Genomic DNA, 25085 nt, shown 5'->3' with positions numbered 1-25085 from the left:
TTTAACTAAATGATAAACAATAAGAAACGAAGATTATTAAAAAAACAAAAAATTCTCAATCTAAAGACAAATGTTTATTCAGATAATATCTGATAAATAAAACATCCTCTAAATTGGAGCTCCATAATAAAATTATGGATAAAAAAGCAAAAAAAACGGCCTTCAATAGAAAGCCGTTTTGGGTGTTTTTAATTTTTACTCTTTTGGTGTTGCGCTTTCAACCCGGCTTTTTAACTTTTGTCCAGGGCGGAAAGTAACAACACGGCGAGCCGTAATAGGAATGTCTTCCCCTGTTTTCGGATTACGACCTGGGCGCTGATTTTTATCACGCAGGTCAAAGTTTCCGAATCCAGACAGCTTCACCTGTTCTCCATTTTCAAGAGAACGACGCACTTCCTCAAAAAAGGCTTCTACAAGGTCTTTTGCATCGCGTTTGCTAACACCAAGTTTTTCAAACAGATTTTCTGCCATTTCAGCTTTTGTAAGCGCCATAGGTCTAGTCCCTCAAGGATGCTTGGAATCGCTGTTTCAATGCTGCGACACAGTTACTTACTGTTGCAGCAATCTCATCTTCTTCCAGTGTATGCTCGATATCCTGCAAGATTATGCTAATAGCGAGGCTTTTATAGCCCTCTGCTACTCCCTTACCACAATACACGTCAAATAAGTTTATGCCAACTATTTGATTTCCGCCAACTTTCTTACATTCAGCTAAAATATCTTCTGCAGCTACATCATTCGGAACAACTACAGCGATATCTCTACGATTCGAAGGGTAACGAGAAACTGCTTTTGCTTGTGGTAAACTACGATTTGCAATTGCATTCCAACGTATTTCGAATACTACCGTACGACCGTTTAAGTCAAGTTTGCGTTCAAGCTCTGGATGAACAACGCCAATACAGCCAATGTATTCATTTCTCAGATAAATCCCAGCACTTTGTCCCGGATGAAGCGCTGAATGATTAGCTGCTTTAAATGTAATTTCATCTAGCTGGCCTGTCAATTCCAGAATTGATTCAATATTACCTTTCAAATCAAAGAAATCAACAGTTTGCTTCTCTAAAGCCCAATGTTCTTCATAACGGTTGCCCGCGATCACACCAGCCAGCATCAGTTCCTGACGTATTCCATATTCTGCTTGATTATCAGGAACAAAACGCAGACCTGCTTCAAATAACCTAACTCTAGATTGTTGACGGTTTTGATTATATACAGTGGTCGTTAATAATCCGGTTAGTAGAGACAATCTCATTGCTGACATATCAGCTGAAATTGGATTAGGTAGAATTAATGCTTCTTCATTTGGGTGTAACAAAGCTTGGATCTTCGGATCAACAAAGCTATAAGTGATAGCTTCTTGGAAACCATTGTCTACCAGCATTGTTTTAACGCGTTTCAATGACAAGTTCGCTTCACGATGATTAGTCATCACTAAATCAGCACGTAATGGCACATCAGGAATATTGTTGTAACCATAAATACGAGCGACTTCTTCAATAAGATCTTCTTCGATTTGAACATCGAAACGCCATGAAGGAACGCTTGCTAACCAACCATCATTTTCAACAGTAACGGTGAAACCTAAACGAGTTAATGAATCCAGAACTTGTGCATCATCAATAACGTGACCTAATAAACGGTCTAACTTGTTACGAGTTAATTTAACTGGTGCAATATTAGGTAAATATGCTTTATTGGTTACATCAATCACTTCACCAACTTCACCACCACAAATCTCTAACAGTAGCTTAGTTGCACGTTCCATTGCCTTGTATTGAAGCTCAGAATCAACACCACGCTCAAAACGATGAGAAGCATCTGTATGTAAACCATAACGGCGTGCACGGCCTGTGATGGATAATGGAGAAAAGAATGCGCACTCTAAAAATACATTTTTAGTTTCTTCATTAACACCTGAGGATTCGCCACCAAAAATACCCGCCATACCTAATGCGTGTTTTTCATCAGCAATAACTAGAACATCATCTTTTAATGTAATTTCATTGCCATCAAGTAAAGTTAGTTTTTCACCTTCTTTACCCATGCGAACAACGATAGCTCCCTCAACGCGATCAAGATCGAACGCATGCAGAGGCTGACCCATTTCGAGTAGAATTAAGTTAGTTATATCAACAATTGGGTCAATAGAACGAATACCACCACGGCGTAATTTTTCTTGCATCCATAAAGGTGTTTTTGCCTTCACATTCATATTGGTGAAAACACGACCTAAATATCGAGGACACGCTTCTGGTGCTTCAACACGAATAGGAAATGTCGCTGAAGAAGTTGCTGCAACCGGCGACATATCAGGTACTTGGCATTCCATTTTATTGATAACAGCGATATCACGAGCAACACCTAAAATACCTAAGCAATCAGCACGGTTTGGTGTAATGCTAATTTCAATAGTATTATCATTTAATTTTAAGTATTCACGAATATCCATACCAATAGGTGCATCGGCAGGCAATTCAATAATGCCTTCATGATTTTCTGAAATAGCCAACTCAGAAAATGAGCACAGCATACCTTCTGAAGGTTCACCACGCAGTTTTGCTGCTTTAATTTTGAAATCGCCTGGTAATACAGCTCCTACTGTTGCGACTGCAACTTTTAGGCCTTGGCGGCAGTTTGGTGCGCCACAAACGATATCTAATAATCTCTCACCACCTACGTTGACTTTAGTCACACGTAATTTATCTGCGTTTGGATGTTGCCCACATTCAACAACTTCGCCAACAAACACACCGTGAAAATCACCGGCAACAGCTTCAACACCATCAACTTCAAGACCAGCCATTGTCAGCTGTTCAGAAAGTTCTTCGCTACTTATCGCTGGGTTTACCCACTCACGTAACCAAAGTTCACTGAATTTCATGAGATAATCCCACCTTATTTAAACTGTTTGAGGAAACGAAGATCGTTTTCGAAGAATGAACGCAAGTCGGTGACACCGTAACGCAACATAGTTAGACGTTCCATACCCATACCGAACGCAAAACCTGAATAAACTTCAGGATCGATACCTACATTACGTAATACATTTGGGTGAACCATACCGCAACCCAGCACTTCTAACCATTTACCATTTTTGCCCATAACATCAACTTCAGCAGAAGGTTCTGTGAATGGGAAATAGGAAGGACGGAAACGGATTTCCATATCTTCTTCAAAAAAGTTTTTTAGGAAATCGTGCAGTGTTCCTTTCAAATTGGTAAAGCTAATATCTTTATCAACAATTAAACCTTCAATTTGGTGGAACATTGGTGTGTGAGTCTGATCGTAGTCATTACGATATACACGACCTGGTGCAATAATGCGGATAGGTGGTTGTTTATCTTGCATGGTACGAATTTGCACGCCAGATGTCTGCGTACGCAGTAGACGTTTCGCATCAAACCAGAATGTATCGTGATCAGCCCTCGCTGGATGATGAGCAGGAATGTTTAATGCATCAAAATTATGATAATCATCTTCAATTTCAGGGCCTGATTCTACAGAAAACCCTAATTCGCCAAAGAAAGTTTCAATACGTTCAATTGTACGAGTTACTGGGTGTAGACCACCGTTTTCAATACGGCGACCAGGTAAAGAAACATCAATTTTCTCAGCAGATAAACGTTCGTTTAATAATGCTGATTCCATAATTTCTTTACGAGAGTTCAGCGCTTGCTGAACCTCTTGTTTAGCCTGGTTAATGACAGCCCCTGCAGCTGGACGATCTTCCGCGGGTAAGTCGCGCAGCGTGGACATCTGAAGCGTTAAATGACCTTTTTTCCCCAAGTATTCAACACGAACCGAATCCAGCGCAGCAACATCCTGTGCCTCTTCGATAGCTGCTTTAGCTTGAGCAACGAGTTCAGCGAGATGTGGCATCGTTTCCTCTTCCTTTGACCTGATGAGGTCTATTAGTTGTTATCAATGATGACGAATAAAATTGCCCTTTTTGGTTTCTAACCCAGTATTGGGATCTGAAAACAAAAAAGCCTCCATATTGGAGGCTCAGGCGCTACTTTTCGTTTCTTTTCTTACGCGCAAAAGCCCCTTAATTTAGGCGCTAAAGTAAAAAAAGAAACGGAAAAAAGCGATATTTAACATGAGTAATGTCTCTTCAAATATTAACTTATTGAATTTATATCATTAAGCCACAAATTTAGATAAAATAAAAGAGGGAGAAAACTCCCTCTTCCATTGACTTAATAATTAAGCCAGAGCACCTTTCGCTTTTTCAACTAAAGCAGCAAATGCTACTTTGTCGAATACAGCGATGTCAGCCAGAATCTTACGGTCGATTTCAATGGATGCTTTTTTCAGACCATTGATGAAACGGCTATAAGACATACCGTTCTGACGAGCTGCTGCGTTGATACGCGCAATCCACAGCTGACGGAACTGACGTTTTTTCTGACGACGGTCACGGTACGCATATTGACCAGCTTTGATAACAGCCTGGAAAGCTACACGATATACGCGTGAACGTGCACCGTAATAACCTTTAGCTTGCTTTAAAATCTTCTTGTGACGAGCACGGGCAACAACGCCGCGTTTAGCACGAGCCATATTAAACTCCTAATGTCTATATTCTGTTAAAAAAATGATACTTATGCGTATGGTAAGCAAGCTACGACCAGACCTAAATCTCCTTTAGAGACCATGCCTTTTGGACGTAAATGACGTTTACGCTTAGTTGATTTTTTAGTCAGAATGTGACGGAGGTTAGCATGTTTACGCTTAAAGCCACCACCAGCAGTTTTTTTAAAGCGCTTAGCTGCGCCGCGTACTGTTTTAATCTTTGGCATTTCTATAATCCACTTCGCATTGTTGATAACATAAAATAATGAGGCGAATAGCAATCAGCCATTAAGGCTGACGCTATTACTTGAATTGCCCGACTATTTCTTCTTCGGCGCTAACACCATGATCATCTGACGCCCTTCAATCTTATTAGGGAAAGATTCAACAGCAGCCAGTTCATCCAAATCTTCACGGATACGGTTAAGCATTTCCATACCGATTTGTTGGTGTGCCATTTCACGACCACGAAAACGTAGCGTGACTTTAGCTTTATCGCCATCTTCAAGAAAACGAATCAGGTTGCGTAGTTTGACCTGATAGTCGCCTTCATCTGTACCAGGACGGAATTTAACTTCCTTGACCTGAATAACTTTTTGTTTCTTTTTCTGTTCTTTGAGAGTCTTACTTTTCTCATAGAGGAATTTGCCGTAGTCCATAATACGACAAACCGGCGGCTCGGCATTAGGACTAATTTCAACTAAATCAGCACCTGCTTCCTCGGCTTTCTCAAGAGCCTCTTTCAGACTAACAACTCCAATCTGTTCGCCATCCAAACCTGTTAAACGAACTTCATGAGCGCGAATCTCACCATTGATGCGATTCTGACGCGTTGATTGAATTCTTTTTCCGCCTTTAATACCTTATTCCTCCAACTGATGAAGACTTCTGCTTCTAATTTCTTGCAGAAGCTTTTCTTTAAATTCGTTAACGTCAATACTGCCAAGGTCTTTTCCTCGACGAGTACGAACCGCCACTTTGCCTGATTCAACTTCTTTATCACCACAGACAAGCATGTACGGAACACGACGTAAAGTATGTTCACGAATTTTAAAGCCAATCTTCTCATTTCTCAAGTCTGCTTTTGCGCGAATTCCGGCATCTTGCAATTCTTTGACGAGTTTTTGTACATAATCAGCCTGTCCATCCGTGATATTCATCACGACAACCTGCTGTGGTGCTAACCAAGTTGGGAAGAATCCTGCGTACTCTTCTGTCAGAATACCAATAAAACGCTCTAAGGATCCTAGCACTGCTCGGTGAAGCATAACAGGTACTTTACGCTCGTTGTTTTCAGCGACATAAGATGCGCCTAAACGACCTGGTAGTGAGAAGTCTAATTGTACTGTACCACACTGCCATGCACGATCTAAACAATCGTAAAGTGTAAATTCAATTTTAGGGCCGTAAAATGCCCCTTCACCCGGCTGATATTCAAATTCAATATTATTATCAGACAAGGCTTTTGCTAAGTCTGCTTCCGCAACATCCCATAATGCATCTTCACCGATACGTTTTTCTGGGCGAGTAGACAGCTTAACAACGATTTTTTCAAATCCAAAAGTAGAATATACATCATAAATCAATTTGATGCAGTCATTTACTTCACTTAAAATTTGTTCTTCAGTACAGAAGATATGCGCATCATCTTGTGTAAAGCCACGAACACGCATTAAACCATGTAATGCACCTGATGGTTCATTACGGTGACAACTACCGAATTCAGCCATACGTAATGGCAAATCACGGTAAGAACGTAAACCTTGTTTAAAGATTTGTACGTGGCCAGGACAGTTCATTGGTTTAATACAATATTCACGGTTTTCCGAAGAAGTTGTGAACATATTTTCTTTGTAGTTTTCCCAGTGACCTGTTTTTTCCCAAAGAACACGATCCATCATAAATGGACCTTTTACTTCTTGGTAATCATATTCTTTTAATTTACAACGTACAAATGTTTCTAACTCACGGAAAATTGTCCAACCATCATTATGCCAGAAAGCCATACCTGGAGCTTCTTCTTGCATATGATATAAATCAAGCTGTTTACCTATTTTACGATGGTCACGCTTTGCGGCTTCTTCTAAGCGATCTAAGTAGGCTTTTAGCTGTTTTTTATCAGCCCAAGCTGTACCATAAATGCGTTGTAGCATTTTATTATCGCTATTACCGCGCCAATATGCACCTGCGATTTTCTGTAACTTAAAGTTATGACAGAAACGCATGTTTGGAACATGTGGTCCACGGCACATATCAACATATTCTTGATGATGATAAAGACCCGGTTGGGAATCTTGACTAATATTTTCATCAAGAATAGCAACTTTATAATCTTCACCACGGGAAACAAATGTTTCTCGAGCTTCAGCCCAGCTTACGCGTTTTTTAATAACATCGTAATCTGTTTTCGCCAACTCTAGCATGCGTTTTTCTAGAGTTTCTAAATCTTCCTGCGTGAGAGAATGGTCTAAATCTACATCGTAGTAGAAACCATTTTCGATAACAGGACCAATCGCCATTTTGGTTTGTGGCCATAATTGTTTAATGGCATGCCCTAATAAGTGAGCACAAGAGTGACGAATAATTTCAAGACCTTCATCATCTTTTGCTGTAATAATCGCTAGATTTGAATCATGTTCGATTAACTCACAGGCATCTACCAGTTCACCATTAACACGGCCTGCAATACATGCTTTTGCAAGTCCAGGACCGATATCTGCAGCGACATCCATGACAGAAACTGCATTTTCAAATTGACGTTGGCTTCCGTCAGGAAGAGTAATAATTGGCATTTAAAATCCTTATTTACAGTGGTGACCCATACGCAAGATCACTTGTAAGCTTTTTATTTCATATATATTCAGTACGTTACGACAATTTCTCACTTTACCTCGCGAGGTTTGTACTCAGTTATGTACACAATATTTATTATATAAATATCCATAGCATCACTGAGCCTTATCGCAACTCAGGGGGGATATTATCACAGACAGTAAAGATTTATACATTTATCTGTCTTTCTTTCCTCAAGAAAATACCAAATAGAAACCACAAGAAAATGCACACATCATATTGTATTAATTGATTGATATCCTTTTCTCTATCTCTTTTTTATTATCTATATTTTTGAAGACAGGGTTATATCTAAAATATCGAAGTAAATAGCTAACGCAAATTTTTCTTTTCCTAATTTATTCGCTAACATAGTTATATCCATTACAGTGATAATCACTTGTATTTACAAAGTTATTATCTAGTCTCCATCCGAACCAATTAAGTATATTCTTGTTATAGACAAACTTTGCTTTTTTTATAGGGTTTTATTACCATCACTAGTAACCAAGCGGAAACCGTGGCTTTAAAAATAATAGACTCTGGGGCGGGCCAGAACTTTCATCGTTAATATAAAAGGTGTATAACGTGTTTTATCTAAAGCCTCGTCCTCGTAAGTTAGTCTATGCCATTACTTTTGAAACTCTCGCGATTTTATTAAGCACTGTTTTACTTGCAATATTAAGCCAAAGCCAATCACATAATTCACTGCCTGTTGCAATTGCTGTTTCTGTTATTGCCCTAATTTGGAATTATATCTTTAATTCTTTCTTTGAATTTTTTGAGCTAAAGCTAAAAATAGAAAAACGTACAATTATTATACGTCTTATCCATGCTATTAGCTTTGAATTAGGTTTGTTTTTCTTTACGATCCCACTCTATATGTGGTGGTATAACGTTGTTTTTATAAAAGCCATAAGTATGGAAATCACCATTTTGGTGTTCTTTTTTATCTATACCTATTTGTTTACGCTAATTTTCGATAAATTATGTCCTCGAATTTACTCAGCCGAAAATGAAAATAAAGCAACGCAATAATTAGGTTTCCCTATATTCTGTAGGACTTTTATTAAAGTATTGGCGGAATACCTGGCTAAATGCGGAATGAGAATCATAACCTACCACTAAAGCAATATTCTCAATATTTGTGGATGTATATTTCAATAACTCAGCGGCTTTATTAAGTCGCTGTTTAGTCACATATTGCATAACAGACATGCCCAGCTCAGATTTCATTTTTCGTTGTAACGTACTTGCTGAAGTATTAAATGCTAATGCAATATCATGTGTTGTGAGTGGCGTATGTAACTTATTTGCTAACCACGCATCAAGATTATCACGCCAATCTTTTTGTATTTCCATTTGAGCAAGTAAAAGTCGTGTTATGGTTGAATATTGCTCGGGAGGCTGGGGATATTGATGCAACCACTCTAATAACCCTATAGCAGCTGGTGACAAAGCGAATTGCCCCCCCTTTTCACTCAATTGCCATTGCGAAGTTACGGGCAATTCTAAGATAAGATTTTTATTATCTTTATTGCCAGAAAAAGCGTGATTAATAGTTGGAGGGATAATTAAGCAATTTTGATTAGAAATAAGAAAATCTTCTCGATTAAAGTTAACCTCCATCGAGCCAGACAAACCAAAAATAATCTGCCATAAATTATCATGCTGATGAGATACAGTCTCTTGTGTATAACATCGTAAATGTAATTGAGGTAATAACAAAAGACACTCCTCCTTTTCAATACACTGGTTGATAAACACTATATCAAAACTCAACCGAACATCACTATCGAAGAGTATCTTGTTAGAAAATTATTATGTTAAACAAACTTAAGCCAAACGAGAGCCATTTGGTAAAGGTAAATTAAATTCAGCTAATACAATCGCACCGGTTTCATCTGGTGCTCCGGTAATTAGCACTTCGGATTTAATGCCAGCTATACGCTTAACAGGGAAATTACAAACACATAAAATACGGCGTCCAACAAGTTCTTCAGGTGTGTAATTTACCGTAATTTGGGCACTAGACCGTTTAATACCCAACTCACCTAAATCTACCTCCATAACATAAGCAGGTTTATTCGCTTTTTTATTAATTTCGGCACTAATAATTGTTCCTACACGCATTTCTACACGGAGAAAATCATCCCATTCAATTACATTTATCATTTTTTACCAATCTATTTTATTTACAGTGACATCTTGATTACTGAGTTATAGATTAACATGCATCATGCAACCTCACCTGTAGCAAGACAATCATTCTCTGTTGAGAAAGAATCATCCTATTCTATTTTTTCACTATTTAAATTATTAATAATTTTCCGTATTTTTAACCATTATTTAAATAGTCGTACCATTTCATAAATTTGTTATGTATAAAAAGTATTCTTAATGGTGAGTCTTTTCATGCTAAAGCGGGAAAATATGAAATGAAAAAAATAACAGACTGGGTAACTCTTGAAGGAAAGCTCGTACGCTTAGTACCACTTAGTATGGATCACTATTCAGACTTATATGAGTTAATTAAGAAAGATAAACCCGATGAACTTTGGTTTACGACTGTTCCTTCAGTAACAGAATTGAAACGTGATATTGAACATAAGCTTCAATTACAACAAAAAGGATTAATGTTGCCCTTCACCATTTATTCTCAAGCAAATAACCGTATTGTAGGTATAACAACATTTATGAATATTGATAACCAAACACCACGGTTAGAAATAGGCTCAACGTGGTATGCAAAAGAAGTACAAAGAACAGGAATTAACACTGAAGCTAAATACCTATTACTTAAATATGCGCTAGAAGAGTTACAGTGTATTGCGGTTGAATTTCGTACTCACATATTAAACCAAACAAGCCGCAAAGCAATTGAACGCCTAGGTGCAAAACTTGATGGTATTTTACGCAATCATCGACTAACAACAGGCGGTCAAAAAAGGGATACATGTATTTATAGTATTACTGATTATGACTGGCACTCAGTAAAAATACATTTAGAGTGGTTAATGAAGAAATACCAATAAACATTAAGATAATTATGCTTAAAAATAACTTTTTTGCTGTTTAATTTGTTATCATAATTGCTCCTTAATTACCTGTTATTATAGGAGCTTTTATATTCCATGCACTCTGCTTACCAGTTTTTTCAGGCTATAGGCCTTGGTCTTATTTTACTTTTACCTTTAACTAATCCATTAACGACTGTTGCTCTCTGGCTTGGTCTTTCAGGAAATATGACCAAAGAACAGCGTAATCAACAATCTTTAATGGCATGTGTCTATATTTTCCTTATTATGACCATCGCGTTTTATGCGGGTCGCGTCATAATGACAACGTTTGGTATTTCGATACCCGGTCTTCGTATTGCTGGTGGGATGATAGTGGCTTTTATTGGCTTTAGTATGTTATTTCCTAATACACCTAATGTTGATGATCCTATTGCCGACGATAATAATCCTCACCACAACCCCAAAGAACCCAATATTGCCTTTGTTCCTTTAGCAATGCCAAGTACTGCAGGGCCAGGAACTATTGCAATGATAATCAGTACCGCAGCATCAATTCCTTCGCGTACTGATATTGCACAATGGGTATTATATGTTGCCCCTGTAACGACCTTCTTTTTAATTAGCGTGATTGTTTGGCTGTCACTGCGTGGCTCCACCAGGATTATGAAATATTTAGGTCACAGTGGTATTGATGCTATTTCTCGTGTAATGGGATTTTTATTAATCTGTATGGGTGTTCAATTTATGATTAACGGTGTTCTTGAAATTATTGCAGATTTGCCTGCTTTATTAAAACAGGCTCAGGCTGTAGCTAATTTGCCCGATTAATTATCCCCTGCATGGTAAGCAGCTCTTACTTTAGCTAAATAACGTGGTGCTTGAGTTGCCGGATGATTTTTTTCAACATAACGATAAAAATCGTCCGCACTCATTGAATTAATTTTAGCTATCGCATTGTCTCTATCTTTATCAAATGTTCTCAATAAAGCACCGGCGCCATTGACATAAGCAAGAATGGTGGCGTAATAAAGTGTTTCAGGATCAGAAATACCAACAAGGTGGCGCTCTCTTAATAGTTGAAGATAAGCAGTGCCTAAATCAATATTAATAGCAGGATCTTTCAATTGAGCTGTTGTTGGTTGTCCCGTTTTTCCTCTATTTTGATAAACATCTCTTCCTGCTGTTGATGCTTTAATTTGCATTAATCCAACTGCATTTGATTTACTAATTACCTCTGGCCTAAAATTAGATTCGACTTGGATAATGGCTTTAATTAATGTTTCATCAACATTATAACGGCTAGAGGCTTGTTGTATGTGGTTATCAAAAGGGGTCGCTTTCCATTGTGCAGTGGATATTGAAGCATTATTAACACGGCTATTTATCGGCTTTTGGCTTAAAAATCGAGATGTGTCTTTTTGAATTGGTTGACGAGCATTATCAGCACAACCAGCAAGAAGCAAAATTGCCAAAGAAAAGATGATTTTTACTTTCACGTTTTATCCTTTTGCATAAAGGGTTGTACAAAGACATATTTATATATCAATAGGTTGAAGATATATTATTCTACTTCCACACAAAAGTGCGTGTTAAAATATGGCAAAACGTGAGAAATAAATCAATCTATTACTATTTCTAGCGTGTGCGTTTTATCTCAAATTTATCCTATATCCTGTTTTCCCCCAGAAATCACTCAATCAAAATCGAGCCAAGCATAATAGGTTTTTATTACATATTCTAAAATAAATCATATGAATTAATTACAATAAGAAGGGGGTTTATGGGAACTATAAAAATGGTAGAAGTATAACAAACGTTGGTTTTTGAGGAAAAGTGAGCTTTTATTAGTAATAAAAATAATCTCTTGCACAAATAGTTACGAACGATTGTTAATTTTTGTGACAAAACCCGACAATCTACTTAACATTTATTGGAATACATGTTGTTATCTTATTTCTAGTCGTTATCAAATGAAGCTTTTTGCACAGAGATAACTTGACTTTTTTGAAATGATATTGATAATCATTATCAATTGAGAAGATAACTCTGCAACTATAAGGCAATAATAATATGGATATATTTCGTTCTGTAAACAACATTTCACTTACGGCTTTATGCCTTATGGCAACTGTATTTTTAACCACTCCTACACAAGCAAAAGATAAACTTAAAGTCGTCACTACCTTTACTATTATTCAAGATATCGCACAAAATGTCGCTGGAGATGCAGCGATCGTTGAATCAATTACAAAACCTGGCGCTGAAATTCATGATTATCAGCCTACCCCAAAAGATATTGTAAAAGCTCAAAAAGCTGATTTGATCTTATGGAATGGTTTAAACCTTGAACGCTGGTTCGAGCGTTTTTTTAATGAGTTACGTAATGTTCCTGCGGTCGTCGTAACAGAAGGCATCACGCCAATGGCAATTAGTGAGGGGGCTTACAAAAATAATCCGAATCCACACGCATGGATGTCACCAAATAACGCATTAATTTATATTGAAAATATTCGTAAAGCACTTGTTGAACACGATCCTGATAATGCGGCAATTTATAATCAAAATGCAGCAAATTACGCAGAAAAAATTAAACAACTTGATGCACCATTAAGAGAAAGATTGTCTCGTATACCACAAGAAGATCGTTGGTTAGTGACCAGTGAAGGTGCCTTTAGTTATTTAACTAATGATTATGGCTTTAAAGAAGTTTATTTATGGCCAATTAATGCAGAAGAACAAGGCACACCACAACAAGTTAAATACGTCATTGATACAGTAAGAAAACACAATATCCCTGTTGTCTTTAGTGAGAGTACAATTTCAGATAAACCGGCTAAACAAGTCAGCAAAGAAACTGGTGCAAAATATGGCGGTGTTCTTTACGTTGATTCACTTTCCGCTGAAGGCGGTGAAGTTCCTACTTATATTGATTTAATTACTATCACTGTGGATACAATTGCGAAAGGATTTGGTCAATGAGTAAAATAGAAACGAATCCAACGTTGACAGTTGATAACGCTACTGTCACCTATAACAATGGTCATACCGCCATCTTTGATGCGAGCTTCTCTATCACGGGTGGCACAATTTGTGCCCTCGTCGGCATCAATGGTAGTGGTAAATCCACTCTATTTAAAACCATTATGGGGCTAGTAAAGCCCTCTAAAGGTAAAGTGACATTAAACGACAACCCTATTCAACAAGCATTAAAGCAAAACATGATTGCTTATGTACCACAAACAGAAGAAGTTGACTGGAATTTTCCTGTGCTCGTTTCTGATGTTGTAATGATGGGACGTTATGGAAAAATGGGATTTTTTCGTATTCCATCAAAACATGATCATGAGATTGTTGAAGCATCGCTAGAGCGTGTCGGGTTATCTGGATTAGGTCATCGTCAAATTGGTGAACTTTCTGGTGGTCAGAAGAAACGTGTTTTCTTGGCGCGAGCAATGGCTCAAGAAGGCACTGTTTTATTACTTGATGAACCCTTTACTGGTGTCGATGTTAAAACCGAAAATGCCATTATCGAACTTTTACGTAATTTACGTGAAGAAGGTCATCTCGTTTTAGTTTCAACACATAACTTAGGAAGTGTGCCTGAATTTTGTGACCACGTTATTTTAATAAACAGAACGGTATTAGATAGTGGACCAACTGAAACAACCTTTACCCAAAAGAACTTAGAACACGCATTTGGTGGTGTATTGCGTCATATCAGCTTGTCGGGTTCTGATCTTCACGATGATGATGATCCGCGCTCACTTACTGTCATTACTGATGATGAACGCGCGGCCGTTTTTTATGGTCATCAAAAAGAACATACTCCAGCGCACCAAAGTCAGCGCAAACAAGGAGATTAGCCATGCTAGATTTACTCCTACAGCCTTTTGAATATAACTATATGGTGAAAGCTATTTGGGTTAGTGCTTTAGTAGGCGCTGTCTGTGCGTTTCTTTCATCCTATCTTATTTTGAAAGGTTGGTCATTAATGGGAGATGCCCTTTCCCACTCCGTTGTTCCTGGTGTTGCGGGGGCTTATATATTAGGTTTACCTTATGCGGTCGGTGCTTTTTTTACGGGTTTGCTCGCAGCATTATCAATGACATTTATTCGCCATATCACACGCCTTCGTGAAGATGCCGTTATTGGCTTTATTTTCTCTACTTTTTTTGCCTTTGGTCTGTTGCTGGTTTCGCTTAAACCGACAGCCGTCAACGTTCAGACCATCATCCTCGGGAATATTCTAGGTATTGCAGATGAAGATGTATGGCAAGTTGTTATTATTACAGGTGTCTCTTTTCTCGTCTTATTTTGTATCTGGAAAGACTTGCTGGTCGTTTTCTTTGATGAAATCCATGCCAGATCTATTGGTCTATCACCTTTAAAATTAAAAATTATCTTTTTTACTTTATTAAGTGCTTGCACCGTTGCTGCACTTCAAACTGTTGGTGCCATTCTGGTCATTGCAATGGTTGTAACACCTGGCGCAACAGCTTATCTACTCACCGATCAATTTAAACGACTTGCTATTATTGCTATCTGCATTGGCACAATAACCAGTGCTGTAGGTGCCTATCTTAGCTATTTCTTTAATGGTGCAACAGGTGGCGTCATTGTCACAATGCAAACTGCACTTTTTTTATTGGCATTCTTATTTGCGCCTAAACATGGCATGTTAGCTGCACGTCGCCGTGCTCGCCAAAGCTCACAACAGTTAATCTCACAATCTCATCAGCACCAAGAAGTTGCAAAACAAGAAGAGGTGAAACTATGAATGAGCTAATCGAATTTTTCATTGAACCATTTCAATATCCCTTTATGCAACGAGCTATTATTGCTGCTATCATTATCGGGATCGCTTGCGCTATTTTATCTTGTTATATGGTTTTAAAAGGCTGGTCTTTAATGGGAGATGCTATCTCTCACGCAGTGTTACCCGGTGTAGTACTTGCTTATGTCACTGCAATTCCATTAACGGTAGGCGCCTTTCTTTCTGGCTTATTTTGTTCGTTTGCCACTGGCTATTTAAAAGAGCACAGTCGTATTAAAGAAGATACTGTGATGGGAATTGTATTCTCAGGTATGTTTGCCGTAGGCTTGGTTATTTTTGCCAGTGTCGATACAGACCAACATTTAATGCATATTCTATTTGGTAATATTTTGGGTATAACGCCAGATGTATTAACTCAAATTAGTATTATTTGTTTAATTACCATCACTATCATGCTAGTTAAGCAAAAAGACTTTATGCTTTATTGTTTCGATCCTAATCAAGCAAGGATCGTCGGTTTACCTGTTACCTTATTGCACTATGGCTTACTGTCTATTTTGGCATTAACTATCGTTGCTTCAATGCAGGCCGTCGGGATTATTTTAGTTGTCGCCATGCTTATTTCTCCGGGGATCACTGCGTATTTATTAACACGTAGTTTCTCTCGTATGATAATGCTAGCTATTATATTTTCTGTCGCATCCAGTGTGATTGGTACATTTATTAGTTTCCATATTGATGGTGCAACAGGTCCATGTATTGTGCTAACTCAAGCTATATTCTTTATTATTGCGTTATTCTGTAATCAGATTAAATTAGCAAAAATAAAGCGACAAACAAAACCCGCGAACGCCTGATAATCTCCTTTATCTTCGCAAAAACGGGATAATCATCCCGTTTTTTAGCTTTATACTTTATTGATTTAATTAAAGTGTTATTGTCATAAGATAAACATCGCTCGTTATTATTTTATTTGGGTCTACTAAGTAAACAACTTTGCGAGGTGTAAGTATGTGGCAGAATATAGGTCGTTTACTGGAATCAAACTTAGGATTTTCAGCAAAGATAAACGAAAAAACTCACCTTTCTAGTGGCGATATTCACCATACATGGAAAATTTATTATGGTGATACCCCCGTCTTTGTAAAATCCAACTTACGTGAGTTTCTGCCTAATTTTAAAAATGAAGCAGAACAACTTGAAATGTTGGCAAAAAGCCAAACAATTCGTACTCCTCGTGTTCTTGGCATTGGTAATAGTAAAGATGCCAGCTTCTTACTCCTCGAGTTCTTACCTGTGCAACCTTTTACACCTCACAGTGCTTATTGCTTTGGTCAACAATTAGCAAGGCTACATCAATGGGAAGATCAACCTAGTTATGGTTTTGATTTTGATACTCAAATCGATACAACTCCCCAGCTAAATGGCTGGGAAAAACGCTGGAACCACTTTTATTCTGAAAAACGTGTTGGCTTCCAACTGCAACTGGCGTCAGAAAAAGGGATGGTCTTTGGTGATATCGATGAGATCACCCAAATTATTCATCATCATCTAGCTGATCATAACCCACAACCGTCTTTGCTTCATGGCAACTTATGGCCTAAAAACTGCGCTGCAATTGGTCAATCTGAAGGTACAGTTTTTGATCCTGCTTGTTATTGGGGAGATAGAGAATGTGATATAGCGATGCTGCCACTTTGTACTGCAGTACCCGCTAATATTTTTGATGGTTATCAGAGTGTCTGGCCGTTATCTGAAAAATTTTTATTACGTCAGCCCATTTATCAACTCTATTTTTTCCTCAATCGCTGTAATCTATTTGGTGGTGAAAAAGATTACCTAGAAGCCCGAAAAATTATTGATGATTTATTAGCCACCTCCTGAAAAAAGATAAAAAAACAGTTTAAAACAAGTAATAAGCTAAAAATATAACCTCGCCAGCTCACATTGTGCGAGGTTTATTTTCCATTCAGTTAGATAAATGAACTATCCTCGTTCATTGTAAAGGGTTATTACCACCCTAAAAATTTCAGCAAGAAATACCCAATTGCCATAACAATAATGGGGGATAGATAAAGCACCATAATTTGAGTGAAAATAGTATGCCGTGGTAATTTGATATTCTGTTGTAACTCTTCGGCAGTGATACCACTCTTCATCGCTCGTTCAATAATAAGCTGATCTTGTATATTTTCTTTTAAATACTTAACTTGGCGATAAATTCGTAATCCCGATGCGCTAAACGCCAATCCAACAAACATAAAAAGAAAAATAACAAAAAAAGTGATATTTTCCTGACTCAATCCCATTTGTGTATTGGGGATAGGTGAATTTCGCCAAAAGAAGCCTAAAAAAGGTGTATTAAATTGTACCATTTCCGCTAACACACGAAAAAAATCATTGATCACGGCATTTACACCATCACCACTTGGACGTTGGATTGCAGCCAATCCTATCAACGACACTGTTGTAGAAATAAAGGCAGGAATAAAAATAAGCCAGCCAAGAACGCGCTTTGAAATGGCATATAATCCTGCATATTGATAACTCATCACATCCTCACTAGTAGAATTCGTCAATATTTATCTGTTTATCGTAGTCTAATTAACGGCTAATACGACAATATATTAATAGTAGCCATTCTCTCTATTTATTTTACTAAATAAATAAGAAACTGATTAAAAAGATTTTCTTTGTAACTCTTGCTACAATCGCCATTCGACAACATAGACCTTATTTATGGAGAGTAACATGTCTTTTAAATTCCCTATTGAAGCTGCTATTTTTGATATGGATGGTTTATTAATCGACTCTGAACCATTTTGGCAGCAAGCAGAACATGAGGTCTTTGCTGAATTAGGCGTCGATTTATCCCTTTCATCGGCAATGCCCGATATGGTTGGATTAAGAATAAACGAAGTCATTGATTTATGGTATAAAGCCTCACCATGGCAAGGCGTTTCAAAACAAGAAGCAAAACAAAAAATGGTTTCTCGTGTTGTCAAATTGGTTGAAGAAACCAAGCCACTATTACCTGGTGTCGAACATGCTCTAGATCTTTGTAAATCATCAGGATTAAAAATTGCGTTAGCATCAGCTTCTCCTGATTTTATGCTTGAGCGTGTGCTTGAGTTGTTTAATATTCGTCATTATTTCTCAGCTGTAGTGTCTGCTGATGAATTACCGCACAGTAAGCCACATCCAGAAGTTTATCTAAATGCCGCTAAAGCACTTAATCTTGATCCTATCCACTGTGTTTCATTAGAGGATTCTCGTAATGGCATGATTGCCTGTAAAGGTGCAAGAATGCGCTCTATCGTTGTACCAGCAGCAACACAATTTAATGATAAGCAATGGGGTTTAGCTGATGTGAAAATTGCCTCTCTTAATGAGTTAACACAACTACATTTATTAGGTTAGTTTCCATCAATAAAAGGGATATTTTGCTTTATTAGATATCCCTTTTGTTCTGCTTCTAACACTTAATTCATTAATGCTACTTTTTTTACTCTTAGCATTTTCTCACTCATTTGTCTTACTACCACCAGCCCCCATTCTATCTTTTAGGTTTTTATCCTAAATTCGATCGTTTTTAAATCAATCAAATAAAATATTTCTGTTATTGCTTAATATTTAAGACAATTTTTATCTTTTTTGTCTGTTAGTTATCATCAAAACCTTTTATACTTTATCACTGTATAAATGAACAGCAAACGAACAGACTTGGAATGACCGCAGAAGGACATTTACTTTTTTCTGTTGCAACACTTGTGTTAGCACAGAAACTTGAAATAACGCCAGCTCTTGCTCATGGTGATTGGTTTCACATGATCCCTGCTGTCTTATTAGGCTCACTTTTACCAGACTTAGATCATCCAGGCTCTATACTTGGACGATTGTTCCGTATTATTTCTCTGCCCTTATCAAAACTTTGTGGTCACCGAGGTTTCACTCATAGCCTACTCGCATTTTGTGGTTTAGCCATTTTATGGGAAACCCAAGTTTCACCACGCTGGGAAATTTCAGCAGATATTTTTCATGCACTTTTACTTGGTTATCTTAGCCATCTCATTGCCGATATGTTAACCCCAGCAGGAGTTCCTTTCCTATGGCCTTTAAAAATGCGCTTTGCGCTACCTATTTTAGGTAAAAAAAATAATAAAAAAGGGGAGCGTTTTATCTCCGTTCTTATTCTTGTAGGCGCACTTTTCTTACCTCCACACCTTACTGTTACATTGCCTTCGCAAGTCAATAATTGGTTACAGATGTACCACGACAAGCGCACTAATTTTTAACACCCTCTGACAAAACCCTACGTTTCTCTATTTATTTATAAATTCTTACATCTTTTTATGCCTATTTCCTTGTCTTTATAACCAAACGATTATATAAAAGAATAATTAATTATAAAAAGTTATTAACAATCCTGTTACCCTATAACGAGTTGATGCTGTTATATCCTTTCTTACTATCTAAGAACTCATATCGCATACAATCGTCGAAATTATATAAATAAAAATCTCGTTGGAGAGTTAAGATGAATTTTCCGTTAATCATTAACGTACTCGTCTTTGTTGTGTTATTACTCGTCTTGGCTAAATTAAGTCAACGTCAGTGGAGCCTTTCAAAGAAAGTTCTTGTTGGTTTAGTTTTTGGTGTTGCTTTTGGGTTAGCGCTACACGCATTCTATGACTCACACGATCCTATTATTAAAGAATCTATTCTTTGGTTTAATATCGTGGGTAATGGCTATGTTCAGCTATTACAGATGATCATTATGCCATTAGTATTTGCCTCTATTCTTAGTGCTGTTGCTCGTTTGCATCAAGCATCATCGTTAGGGAAAATCAGTGGGTTAACTATTGGTACTTTATTATTTACTACTGCCATTTCTGCATTAATTGGTATTGTGATCGCCAATTTATTTGGTTTAACCGCAGAAGGCTTAGTGCAAGGCGAACAAGAAGCACAACGCTTAATTGCACTTGAGCAAAATTACATGGGTAAAGTTTCTGACTTAACCATGCCTCAGCTTATTTTGTCATTTATTCCTAAAAATCCATTTGCTGACTTAACAGGTGCAAGCTCAACATCGATTATTAGCGTTGTTATCTTTGCTACATTTTTAGGTATGGCTGCGCTGAAATTACTCAAAGAAGACCAGCCTCGTGGCGAAAAAGTCTTAGTTGCGATTGATTGCTTACAATCATGGATCATGAAGCTAGTTCGTATTGTCATGATGTTAACCCCTTATGGTGTTATGGCGCTGATGACTAAAGTTGTAGCCAGCTCAAATATGCACGACATCATTCAATTAGGAAGCTTTGTTGTTGCCTCTTATGTTGCTATTGGCTTAATGTTTGTAGTTCATGGATTACTCGTTAGTTTTACAGGCTTAAACCCAGTTAAATTCTTCAAAAAAGCGGGTCCATTATTAGCATTTGCATTTACTAGCCGTTCAAGTGCAGCAAGTATCCCGTTAAATATTGAAACACAAATCAAACGTGTAGGTGTGCCAGAATCTATCGCGAGTTTCTCATCATCTTTTGGTACAACGATTGGCCAAAATGGTTGTGCCGGTATCTATCCTGCAATGCTCGCTGTTATGGTTGCACCAACCGTGGGTATTAACCCCTTAGATCCAATGTGGATAGCCACTTTAGTTGCTATCGTAACCGTCAGCTCTGCGGGTGTTGCGGGTGTTGGTGGTGGTGCCACATTTGCAGCTCTTATCGTTCTGCCTGCAATGGGTTTACCTGTGACATTAGTTGCCCTATTAATCTCTGTAGAACCATTAATTGATATGGGACGTACCGCATTAAACGTCAGTGGCTCAATGACCGCTGGTACAATCACCAGCCAAATCATGGGGCAAACGGATAAAGCGGTCTTCAATCAAGATGAAGAAACAGAACTTACAGTAAAATAAACTTTATCTACCTCTATTGAGAGAGCCAGTTCATTTGAACTGGCTTTTTTTTATATCTATATTAAGTTACATATCTTCTATCTATGCCATTCACCAATATCAATAAAAAAACCTATAAATATAACAAGGTAAAATCGTGAAAAAAATTATGCGAGTTTTGCGAAAACTCTATAAGTATGAAAACAGCCAATATGATCCTGAACGCCAAGTTTCTCTTTATCATCTTGATGTTCTTTCCGAAAAGGAAAAAAACATATTATTAGCAGCCAATTGGCAACCTAATATTATTGAAAAATTTGCGGATCATTCAGATATTATTAATCAATTACATAGTTTAAAAAACAATCCGTTACTCACTCAAAAACGTTGTTTAGATGCATTTGTGGCTGGTGTTGGTGGTAGCTATCTTAGAGGACGCTCTGTTTTAGGCGCTTTCCATAAATTACAAAATTTGCCACTACATAATTATGACGAAAAGCCTCAATATGCCTGTTGTTGGATTTGTAGTGATAGCAACGACCAAAAGCATATTAATGATAGTTATTTTCAATATTGCCTCTATTACGGTAATTCTTATACTGGCAACCCCTCTTATGCTTATCTGAATTTAAAGCACTTGCTAACAACTCCTTCCGTTAGTCCAACGCAGGCAGACAAAGAGATCTTTAAGCAATTACTTCATTTATTACGTAACGCTCATGAAGATGAAACTCCTGGTAAGTTTGAAAAACGGTTAAATGAAGCTAAATTAATTTCTGGTGATAAATACACCAAGCGAGGTATCTTGCACTCACTTGCTTTAGTGGGTGTTATTCCCAACGCCTTTATTCCATTATCTTTAAATAGCTGGACCAATTTCGGTGATATTACCATTGTAGAAAATCAGCTTAATAACACCAAAGGGCGTTCCGATATGGAAATGCCGTGGGCAGGATGGAAAGGTAATCTCAAGATTGATGAAGAAAAAACCATGGCTTATTTTGGGGAATACTTAGTTTAAATATCAATATTTTCCATAAAAAACGCCCAATACTGATCATATTGAGCGTTTAAACATTGGCGTTAATTTATCGCCTTTAATATTTTTATTTTAGATACTCACCATTGCGTAGTGCTTCAATACGCTTGTCTAATGGTGGGTGAGATAAAAATAATTCACTAAATGACTTATTACGGCCATTAATGCAGAAAGCCATCATACTGCTCTCTTCTTGTGGCTCATAACTCGTTTTTAAACGTTGTAGTGCTGCAATCATCTTCTCGCGACCAACAAGTTTTGCCGATCCCGCATCTGCATGGAATTCACGGTAACGAGAGAACCACATGGTAATAATGCTTGCCAGAATACCAAATACAATTTCCAGTACCATTGAAACCCCCATATAAACCCATGGGTTACCATTGCTATTTTCACTCTCTTCATCACTCGAAATAAAGTTAGCAACGAATTGTGCAATGATACGCGAAATAAAGATAACGAAGGTATTCACAACCCCCTGAAGCAAGGTCATGGTTATCATATCACCATTAGCAACGTGGCTAATTTCGTGAGCAATAACCGCTTCTGCCTCATCACGACTCATATTGGCTAACAATCCTGTACTTACAGCCACCAGCGAAGCGTCACGACGAGCGCCTGTCGCAAAAGCATTAATATCAGGTGCATCATAAATAGCCACTTGTGGCATTTTAATACCGACTTGTTCAGATTGGCGTCTTACCGTATCTAATAACCAACGCTCTACTTCTGAAGTTGGGTTTTCGATAACTTGACCACCCACTGAACGTAATGCCATCCATTTTGACATTAACAGTGAAATAAATGCACCACCAAAACCAAACAAACCCGCCATGATCATCAAACCTTGAACACTGCGACCTTGTATACCGGTTAAAGATAAGATGATCCCAAAAACAAACATTACAGCTAAGTTTGTTAAAAGGAATAACGCAATTCTCATCATATTGATACTGTTCCTATTTTATCTAATTATCACATTGCAAAAACTATCTTATAAATAAGGCTTTTTTGAATTTTATCAAGTCTTTTAACGTATTTAATACTAAAAACAGTATAACTTTACATTTTGATAAAAAAATAGGATTTAATTACCTACTTATTGGGCATTATTTAAAACTGAAAAAAGATGGGTGATCTAAAATAGGCGGGATAACTTTTCGTATTATTTAGCTAAAGAGAAGGATTTATAACCTTATACCTATCAATAATAAACTCATCATAAAAAGTGAAATAGATTAGCATATAAATGGGACACTATTATCGTCGAGCTAACTGTCGCTATGCTCTTTGTGCACGACTTGTAAATAATACAAATCGTGCACATGAAACAAGCAATAGCGTAATTAACGCTATAAACTAATTACATTTTAAAACGATATGTGGTTGTCATTGAGCCTGATAATGAATGTGCTCGTTGTGAATGACCATCATACAATTTTGGTGTGGTGTAATCGTTTTCTTGCTGGTGGTGCCAACCGATACCACCACTTAAAGAAACAGAAAGATTTTTTGTTGGTTTCCAATAGCTAAATAAACCAAACTGTCCTTGTTTTAATCTTTCACCTGAATAACTGAATTCACTATAGTTAGTGCGTGCACCAATTGACAGCTCTTTACTAATTCTGTATTCAGCTTCCAATGCCCCCATAACTTCACCATCACGTACATAGTCAATATCAGCGTAAGCTGGTGAGTTAAAGCGTCCACGAGTATTACCTATTGGGTTACGTGCAAATTGACCAACACCATTTGCTTTCTCAGCATCGGTATAAGTCACACCTGTACGCAATGTCCATGGTGACTCAGGAATTCGCCATTCCATCGTACCTGCAAAGTGCCATGCATCATTATCAAAATTACGCTTACCTTTATTAGCATCACTTAATGTACGCTTACCTTCACTACCATAATCGTGATAATAAACAACACCACCAATCGTCACATCTGAGGTTAGTTTATATTTTGCTTCTAAGCCTTGTTGACGGAACACATCATCCGCCTGACCATAGAAATAAAATACTTTTAACGGTTTAGAGTTATAGTTAATTCCACCAGTTAACACATGATCGATATTGTGTCTGACACCATTACCATCACTGAAATACATTCTGTCGATATTTGGGCTATCACGACGCATTACTTTACCATCAAGAAACAGTAAATCTAAGCTCCAATCACCCATTGCAGTGTTGGTAGCATAACCATTATAACTGTTTAATGATAAGCGCTGTGAGTTAGTAAAAATACCCGTATTTTTCAGCGTAAACCAACCTGCTTTACCGTTAATTAAAACAGGATCTAAATCAAATTTAACTTTTGCGAAACGTTGACCAATTTTGTTATAGCCTTTTGCATCACCATCATCATTATATAAAATTGCACGAGAGGCGAAGTCTTTACTTGCACCTAATTTGATACCACCATAATAAGAGACATCAAATCCGAGAATGCCACCTAAATAACCAGATCTGAAATCTGCTTGAAAGTTTTGTCCCCAAGCATTGGCAACTTGTTTTCTATAACGTTGCTCTTCTTTATCAAAACGGTTTTCAGTTTTTAAGTATTTCCACATATTAATAGTAGAAAGTTCTAACTCAGAATCTGAGATCAATGAGTTTTCTTTAATTGAGTCTTCCCAATTTCCAGCATTCGCAGCACTCACAGCCAAAAAACAAGGGGATAACATAAGCAACGCAATTCTTTTTACTTTCATTTTAATAAAACCTGGTTAATAAATATTTTTAATTAATTTATATTGACTTATATTCCATAAGCTCAACAAAGTACCATTTTTATATTTAGCTAAAAAGTTACCCTTGTTTAAATTATTGTTGCAGTAATTTTAAACACTAAGTCATTTTTTGGCATAAAAAATTCAATATGACTATTTCGCCACATTGGTATTTACTTATTTTCTCTTAATAGAAGTTT

At 37.3% G+C, this 25085-nt stretch carries 25 protein-coding genes and 1 other annotated feature; of the genes, 12 read left to right on the top strand and 13 right to left on the bottom strand.

Features of this window, described 5'->3' with window-relative positions; genetic code table 11:
* Positions 1–195: 195 nt before the first annotated feature.
* The 7 genes from ihfA to thrS all read right to left on the bottom strand — a co-directional run bounded on the left by ihfA (position 196) and on the right by thrS (position 7370).
* The gene (gene ihfA / locus ABN080_RS02090; RefSeq protein ID WP_036937394.1) at positions 196–492 is read right to left on the bottom strand and encodes an integration host factor subunit alpha; all 297 of its coding nucleotides are present in this window, start codon (positions 490–492) and stop codon (positions 196–198) included.
* Positions 493–496: 4 nt separating this feature from the next.
* A complete protein-coding gene (gene pheT, locus ABN080_RS02085) occupies positions 497–2884 on the bottom strand; it encodes a phenylalanine--tRNA ligase subunit beta (RefSeq protein WP_349440233.1) in 2388 nt (795 codons plus the stop codon).
* 14 nt (positions 2885–2898) lie between these two features.
* Complete coding sequence (gene pheS / locus ABN080_RS02080; protein WP_072070368.1) at positions 2899–3882, bottom strand: phenylalanine--tRNA ligase subunit alpha; 984 nt, start codon at positions 3880–3882, stop codon at positions 2899–2901.
* 100 nt (positions 3883–3982) lie between these two features.
* Positions 3983–4105: a sequence feature (Phe leader region), on the bottom strand.
* A gap of 104 nt (positions 4106–4209) precedes the next feature.
* Positions 4210–4566, bottom strand: a complete 357-nt coding sequence (gene rplT, locus ABN080_RS02075; protein WP_036937406.1) for a 50S ribosomal protein L20 — start codon at positions 4564–4566, stop codon at positions 4210–4212.
* 41 nt (positions 4567–4607) lie between these two features.
* Positions 4608–4805, bottom strand: coding sequence for a 50S ribosomal protein L35 (gene rpmI / locus ABN080_RS02070; RefSeq protein WP_004263702.1), 198 nt, complete (start codon positions 4803–4805; stop codon positions 4608–4610).
* Between the two features lie 93 nt (positions 4806–4898).
* Positions 4899–5438: a translation initiation factor IF-3 gene (gene infC / locus ABN080_RS02065; protein WP_036937410.1), complete on the bottom strand. Its 540-nt coding sequence runs from the start codon at positions 5436–5438 to the stop codon at positions 4899–4901.
* Positions 5439–5441: 3 nt separating this feature from the next.
* Entirely contained in the window at positions 5442–7370 is a 1929-nt protein-coding gene (gene thrS, locus ABN080_RS02060) for a threonine--tRNA ligase (RefSeq protein WP_349440232.1), read from the bottom strand.
* A 628-nt stretch (positions 7371–7998) separates the two neighbouring features.
* Between thrS and ABN080_RS02055 the strand changes: the two genes are divergently transcribed.
* Positions 7999–8448: a PACE efflux transporter gene (locus ABN080_RS02055; protein WP_197269317.1), complete on the top strand. Its 450-nt coding sequence runs from the start codon at positions 7999–8001 to the stop codon at positions 8446–8448.
* On the opposite strand, the gene ABN080_RS02050 is transcribed toward ABN080_RS02055, so the two are convergent.
* Together ABN080_RS02050 and ABN080_RS02045 are read right to left on the bottom strand one after the other, a co-directional pair.
* Positions 8449–9138: an AraC family transcriptional regulator gene (locus ABN080_RS02050; RefSeq protein ID WP_197269318.1), complete on the bottom strand. Its 690-nt coding sequence runs from the start codon at positions 9136–9138 to the stop codon at positions 8449–8451.
* 108 nt (positions 9139–9246) lie between these two features.
* On the bottom strand, positions 9247–9585 hold the full coding sequence (locus ABN080_RS02045) for a tRNA-binding protein (protein WP_181879807.1): 339 nt from the start codon (positions 9583–9585) through the stop codon (positions 9247–9249).
* Positions 9586–9848: 263 nt separating this feature from the next.
* Between ABN080_RS02045 and ABN080_RS02040 the strand changes: the two genes are divergently transcribed.
* Positions 9849–10445, top strand: coding sequence for a GNAT family N-acetyltransferase (locus ABN080_RS02040; protein WP_196553177.1), 597 nt, complete (start codon positions 9849–9851; stop codon positions 10443–10445).
* Between the two features lie 99 nt (positions 10446–10544).
* Positions 10545–11258, top strand: a complete 714-nt coding sequence (locus ABN080_RS02035) for a MarC family NAAT transporter (RefSeq protein WP_166541387.1) — start codon at positions 10545–10547, stop codon at positions 11256–11258.
* Here the strand turns inward: ABN080_RS02035 and ABN080_RS02030 are convergent.
* A complete protein-coding gene (locus tag ABN080_RS02030; protein WP_349440231.1) occupies positions 11255–11926 on the bottom strand; it encodes a transglycosylase SLT domain-containing protein in 672 nt (223 codons plus the stop codon). The two genes, ABN080_RS02035 and ABN080_RS02030, sit on opposite strands and share 4 nt — an antisense overlap.
* Before the next feature lie 625 nt (positions 11927–12551).
* Here ABN080_RS02030 and ABN080_RS02025 point away from each other — a divergent pair.
* The 5 genes from ABN080_RS02025 (at position 12552) to ABN080_RS02005 (ending at position 17088) form a co-directional block, all read left to right on the top strand.
* Complete coding sequence (locus ABN080_RS02025; RefSeq protein WP_231619387.1) at positions 12552–13409, top strand: metal ABC transporter substrate-binding protein; 858 nt, start codon at positions 12552–12554, stop codon at positions 13407–13409.
* Complete coding sequence (locus ABN080_RS02020) at positions 13406–14293, top strand: manganese/iron ABC transporter ATP-binding protein (protein WP_196553179.1); 888 nt, start codon at positions 13406–13408, stop codon at positions 14291–14293. The genes ABN080_RS02025 and ABN080_RS02020 overlap by 4 nt, the downstream gene beginning before the upstream one ends.
* A gap of 2 nt (positions 14294–14295) precedes the next feature.
* Entirely contained in the window at positions 14296–15207 is a 912-nt protein-coding gene (locus tag ABN080_RS02015) for a metal ABC transporter permease (RefSeq protein ID WP_197269319.1), read from the top strand.
* On the top strand, positions 15204–16061 hold the full coding sequence (locus ABN080_RS02010) for a metal ABC transporter permease (protein ID WP_036937443.1): 858 nt from the start codon (positions 15204–15206) through the stop codon (positions 16059–16061). The genes ABN080_RS02015 and ABN080_RS02010 overlap by 4 nt, the downstream gene beginning before the upstream one ends.
* A 154-nt stretch (positions 16062–16215) precedes the next feature.
* Entirely contained in the window at positions 16216–17088 is an 873-nt protein-coding gene (locus ABN080_RS02005; RefSeq protein ID WP_349440230.1) for a fructosamine kinase family protein, read from the top strand.
* A gap of 128 nt (positions 17089–17216) precedes the next feature.
* Here the strand turns inward: ABN080_RS02005 and ABN080_RS02000 are convergent, their stop codons facing one another.
* Positions 17217–17756, bottom strand: a complete 540-nt coding sequence (locus tag ABN080_RS02000; protein ID WP_115349618.1) for a YniB family protein — start codon at positions 17754–17756, stop codon at positions 17217–17219.
* A gap of 199 nt (positions 17757–17955) precedes the next feature.
* Here ABN080_RS02000 and hxpB point away from each other — a divergent pair, with 199 nt between their 5' ends.
* The 4 genes from hxpB to ABN080_RS01980 all read left to right on the top strand — a co-directional run bounded on the left by hxpB (position 17956) and on the right by ABN080_RS01980 (position 22133).
* Entirely contained in the window at positions 17956–18624 is a 669-nt protein-coding gene (hxpB, locus tag ABN080_RS01995; RefSeq protein ID WP_072070393.1) for a hexitol phosphatase HxpB, read from the top strand.
* A gap of 308 nt (positions 18625–18932) precedes the next feature.
* Positions 18933–19499 carry a metal-dependent hydrolase gene (locus ABN080_RS01990; RefSeq protein ID WP_072070395.1) on the top strand — a complete coding sequence of 189 codons (567 nt, stop codon included), beginning with the start codon at positions 18933–18935 and terminating at the stop codon, positions 19497–19499.
* Positions 19500–19741: 242 nt separating this feature from the next.
* Positions 19742–21133 carry an L-cystine transporter gene (locus ABN080_RS01985; protein ID WP_072070396.1) on the top strand — a complete coding sequence of 464 codons (1392 nt, stop codon included), beginning with the start codon at positions 19742–19744 and terminating at the stop codon, positions 21131–21133.
* A gap of 136 nt (positions 21134–21269) precedes the next feature.
* A complete protein-coding gene (locus ABN080_RS01980) occupies positions 21270–22133 on the top strand; it encodes a hypothetical protein (RefSeq protein ID WP_349440229.1) in 864 nt (287 codons plus the stop codon).
* An 85-nt stretch (positions 22134–22218) separates the two neighbouring features.
* On the opposite strand, the gene htpX is transcribed toward ABN080_RS01980, so the two are convergent.
* Both htpX and ABN080_RS01970 read right to left on the bottom strand, forming a co-directional pair.
* Positions 22219–23097 carry a protease HtpX gene (htpX, locus tag ABN080_RS01975; protein ID WP_072070398.1) on the bottom strand — a complete coding sequence of 293 codons (879 nt, stop codon included), beginning with the start codon at positions 23095–23097 and terminating at the stop codon, positions 22219–22221.
* 417 nt (positions 23098–23514) lie between these two features.
* A complete protein-coding gene (locus tag ABN080_RS01970; RefSeq protein ID WP_197269322.1) occupies positions 23515–24867 on the bottom strand; it encodes an OprD family outer membrane porin in 1353 nt (450 codons plus the stop codon).
* Between the last annotated feature and the right edge of the window lie 218 nt (positions 24868–25085).

It is taken from the genome of Proteus sp. fly-1089 (assembly GCF_040138965.1).
Classification (GTDB): Bacteria; Pseudomonadota; Gammaproteobacteria; order Enterobacterales; family Enterobacteriaceae; genus Proteus; species Proteus vulgaris_B.
Note: the sequence above shows the minus strand (reverse complement) of the source record. Positions and strands in the feature narration are given on the sequence as shown.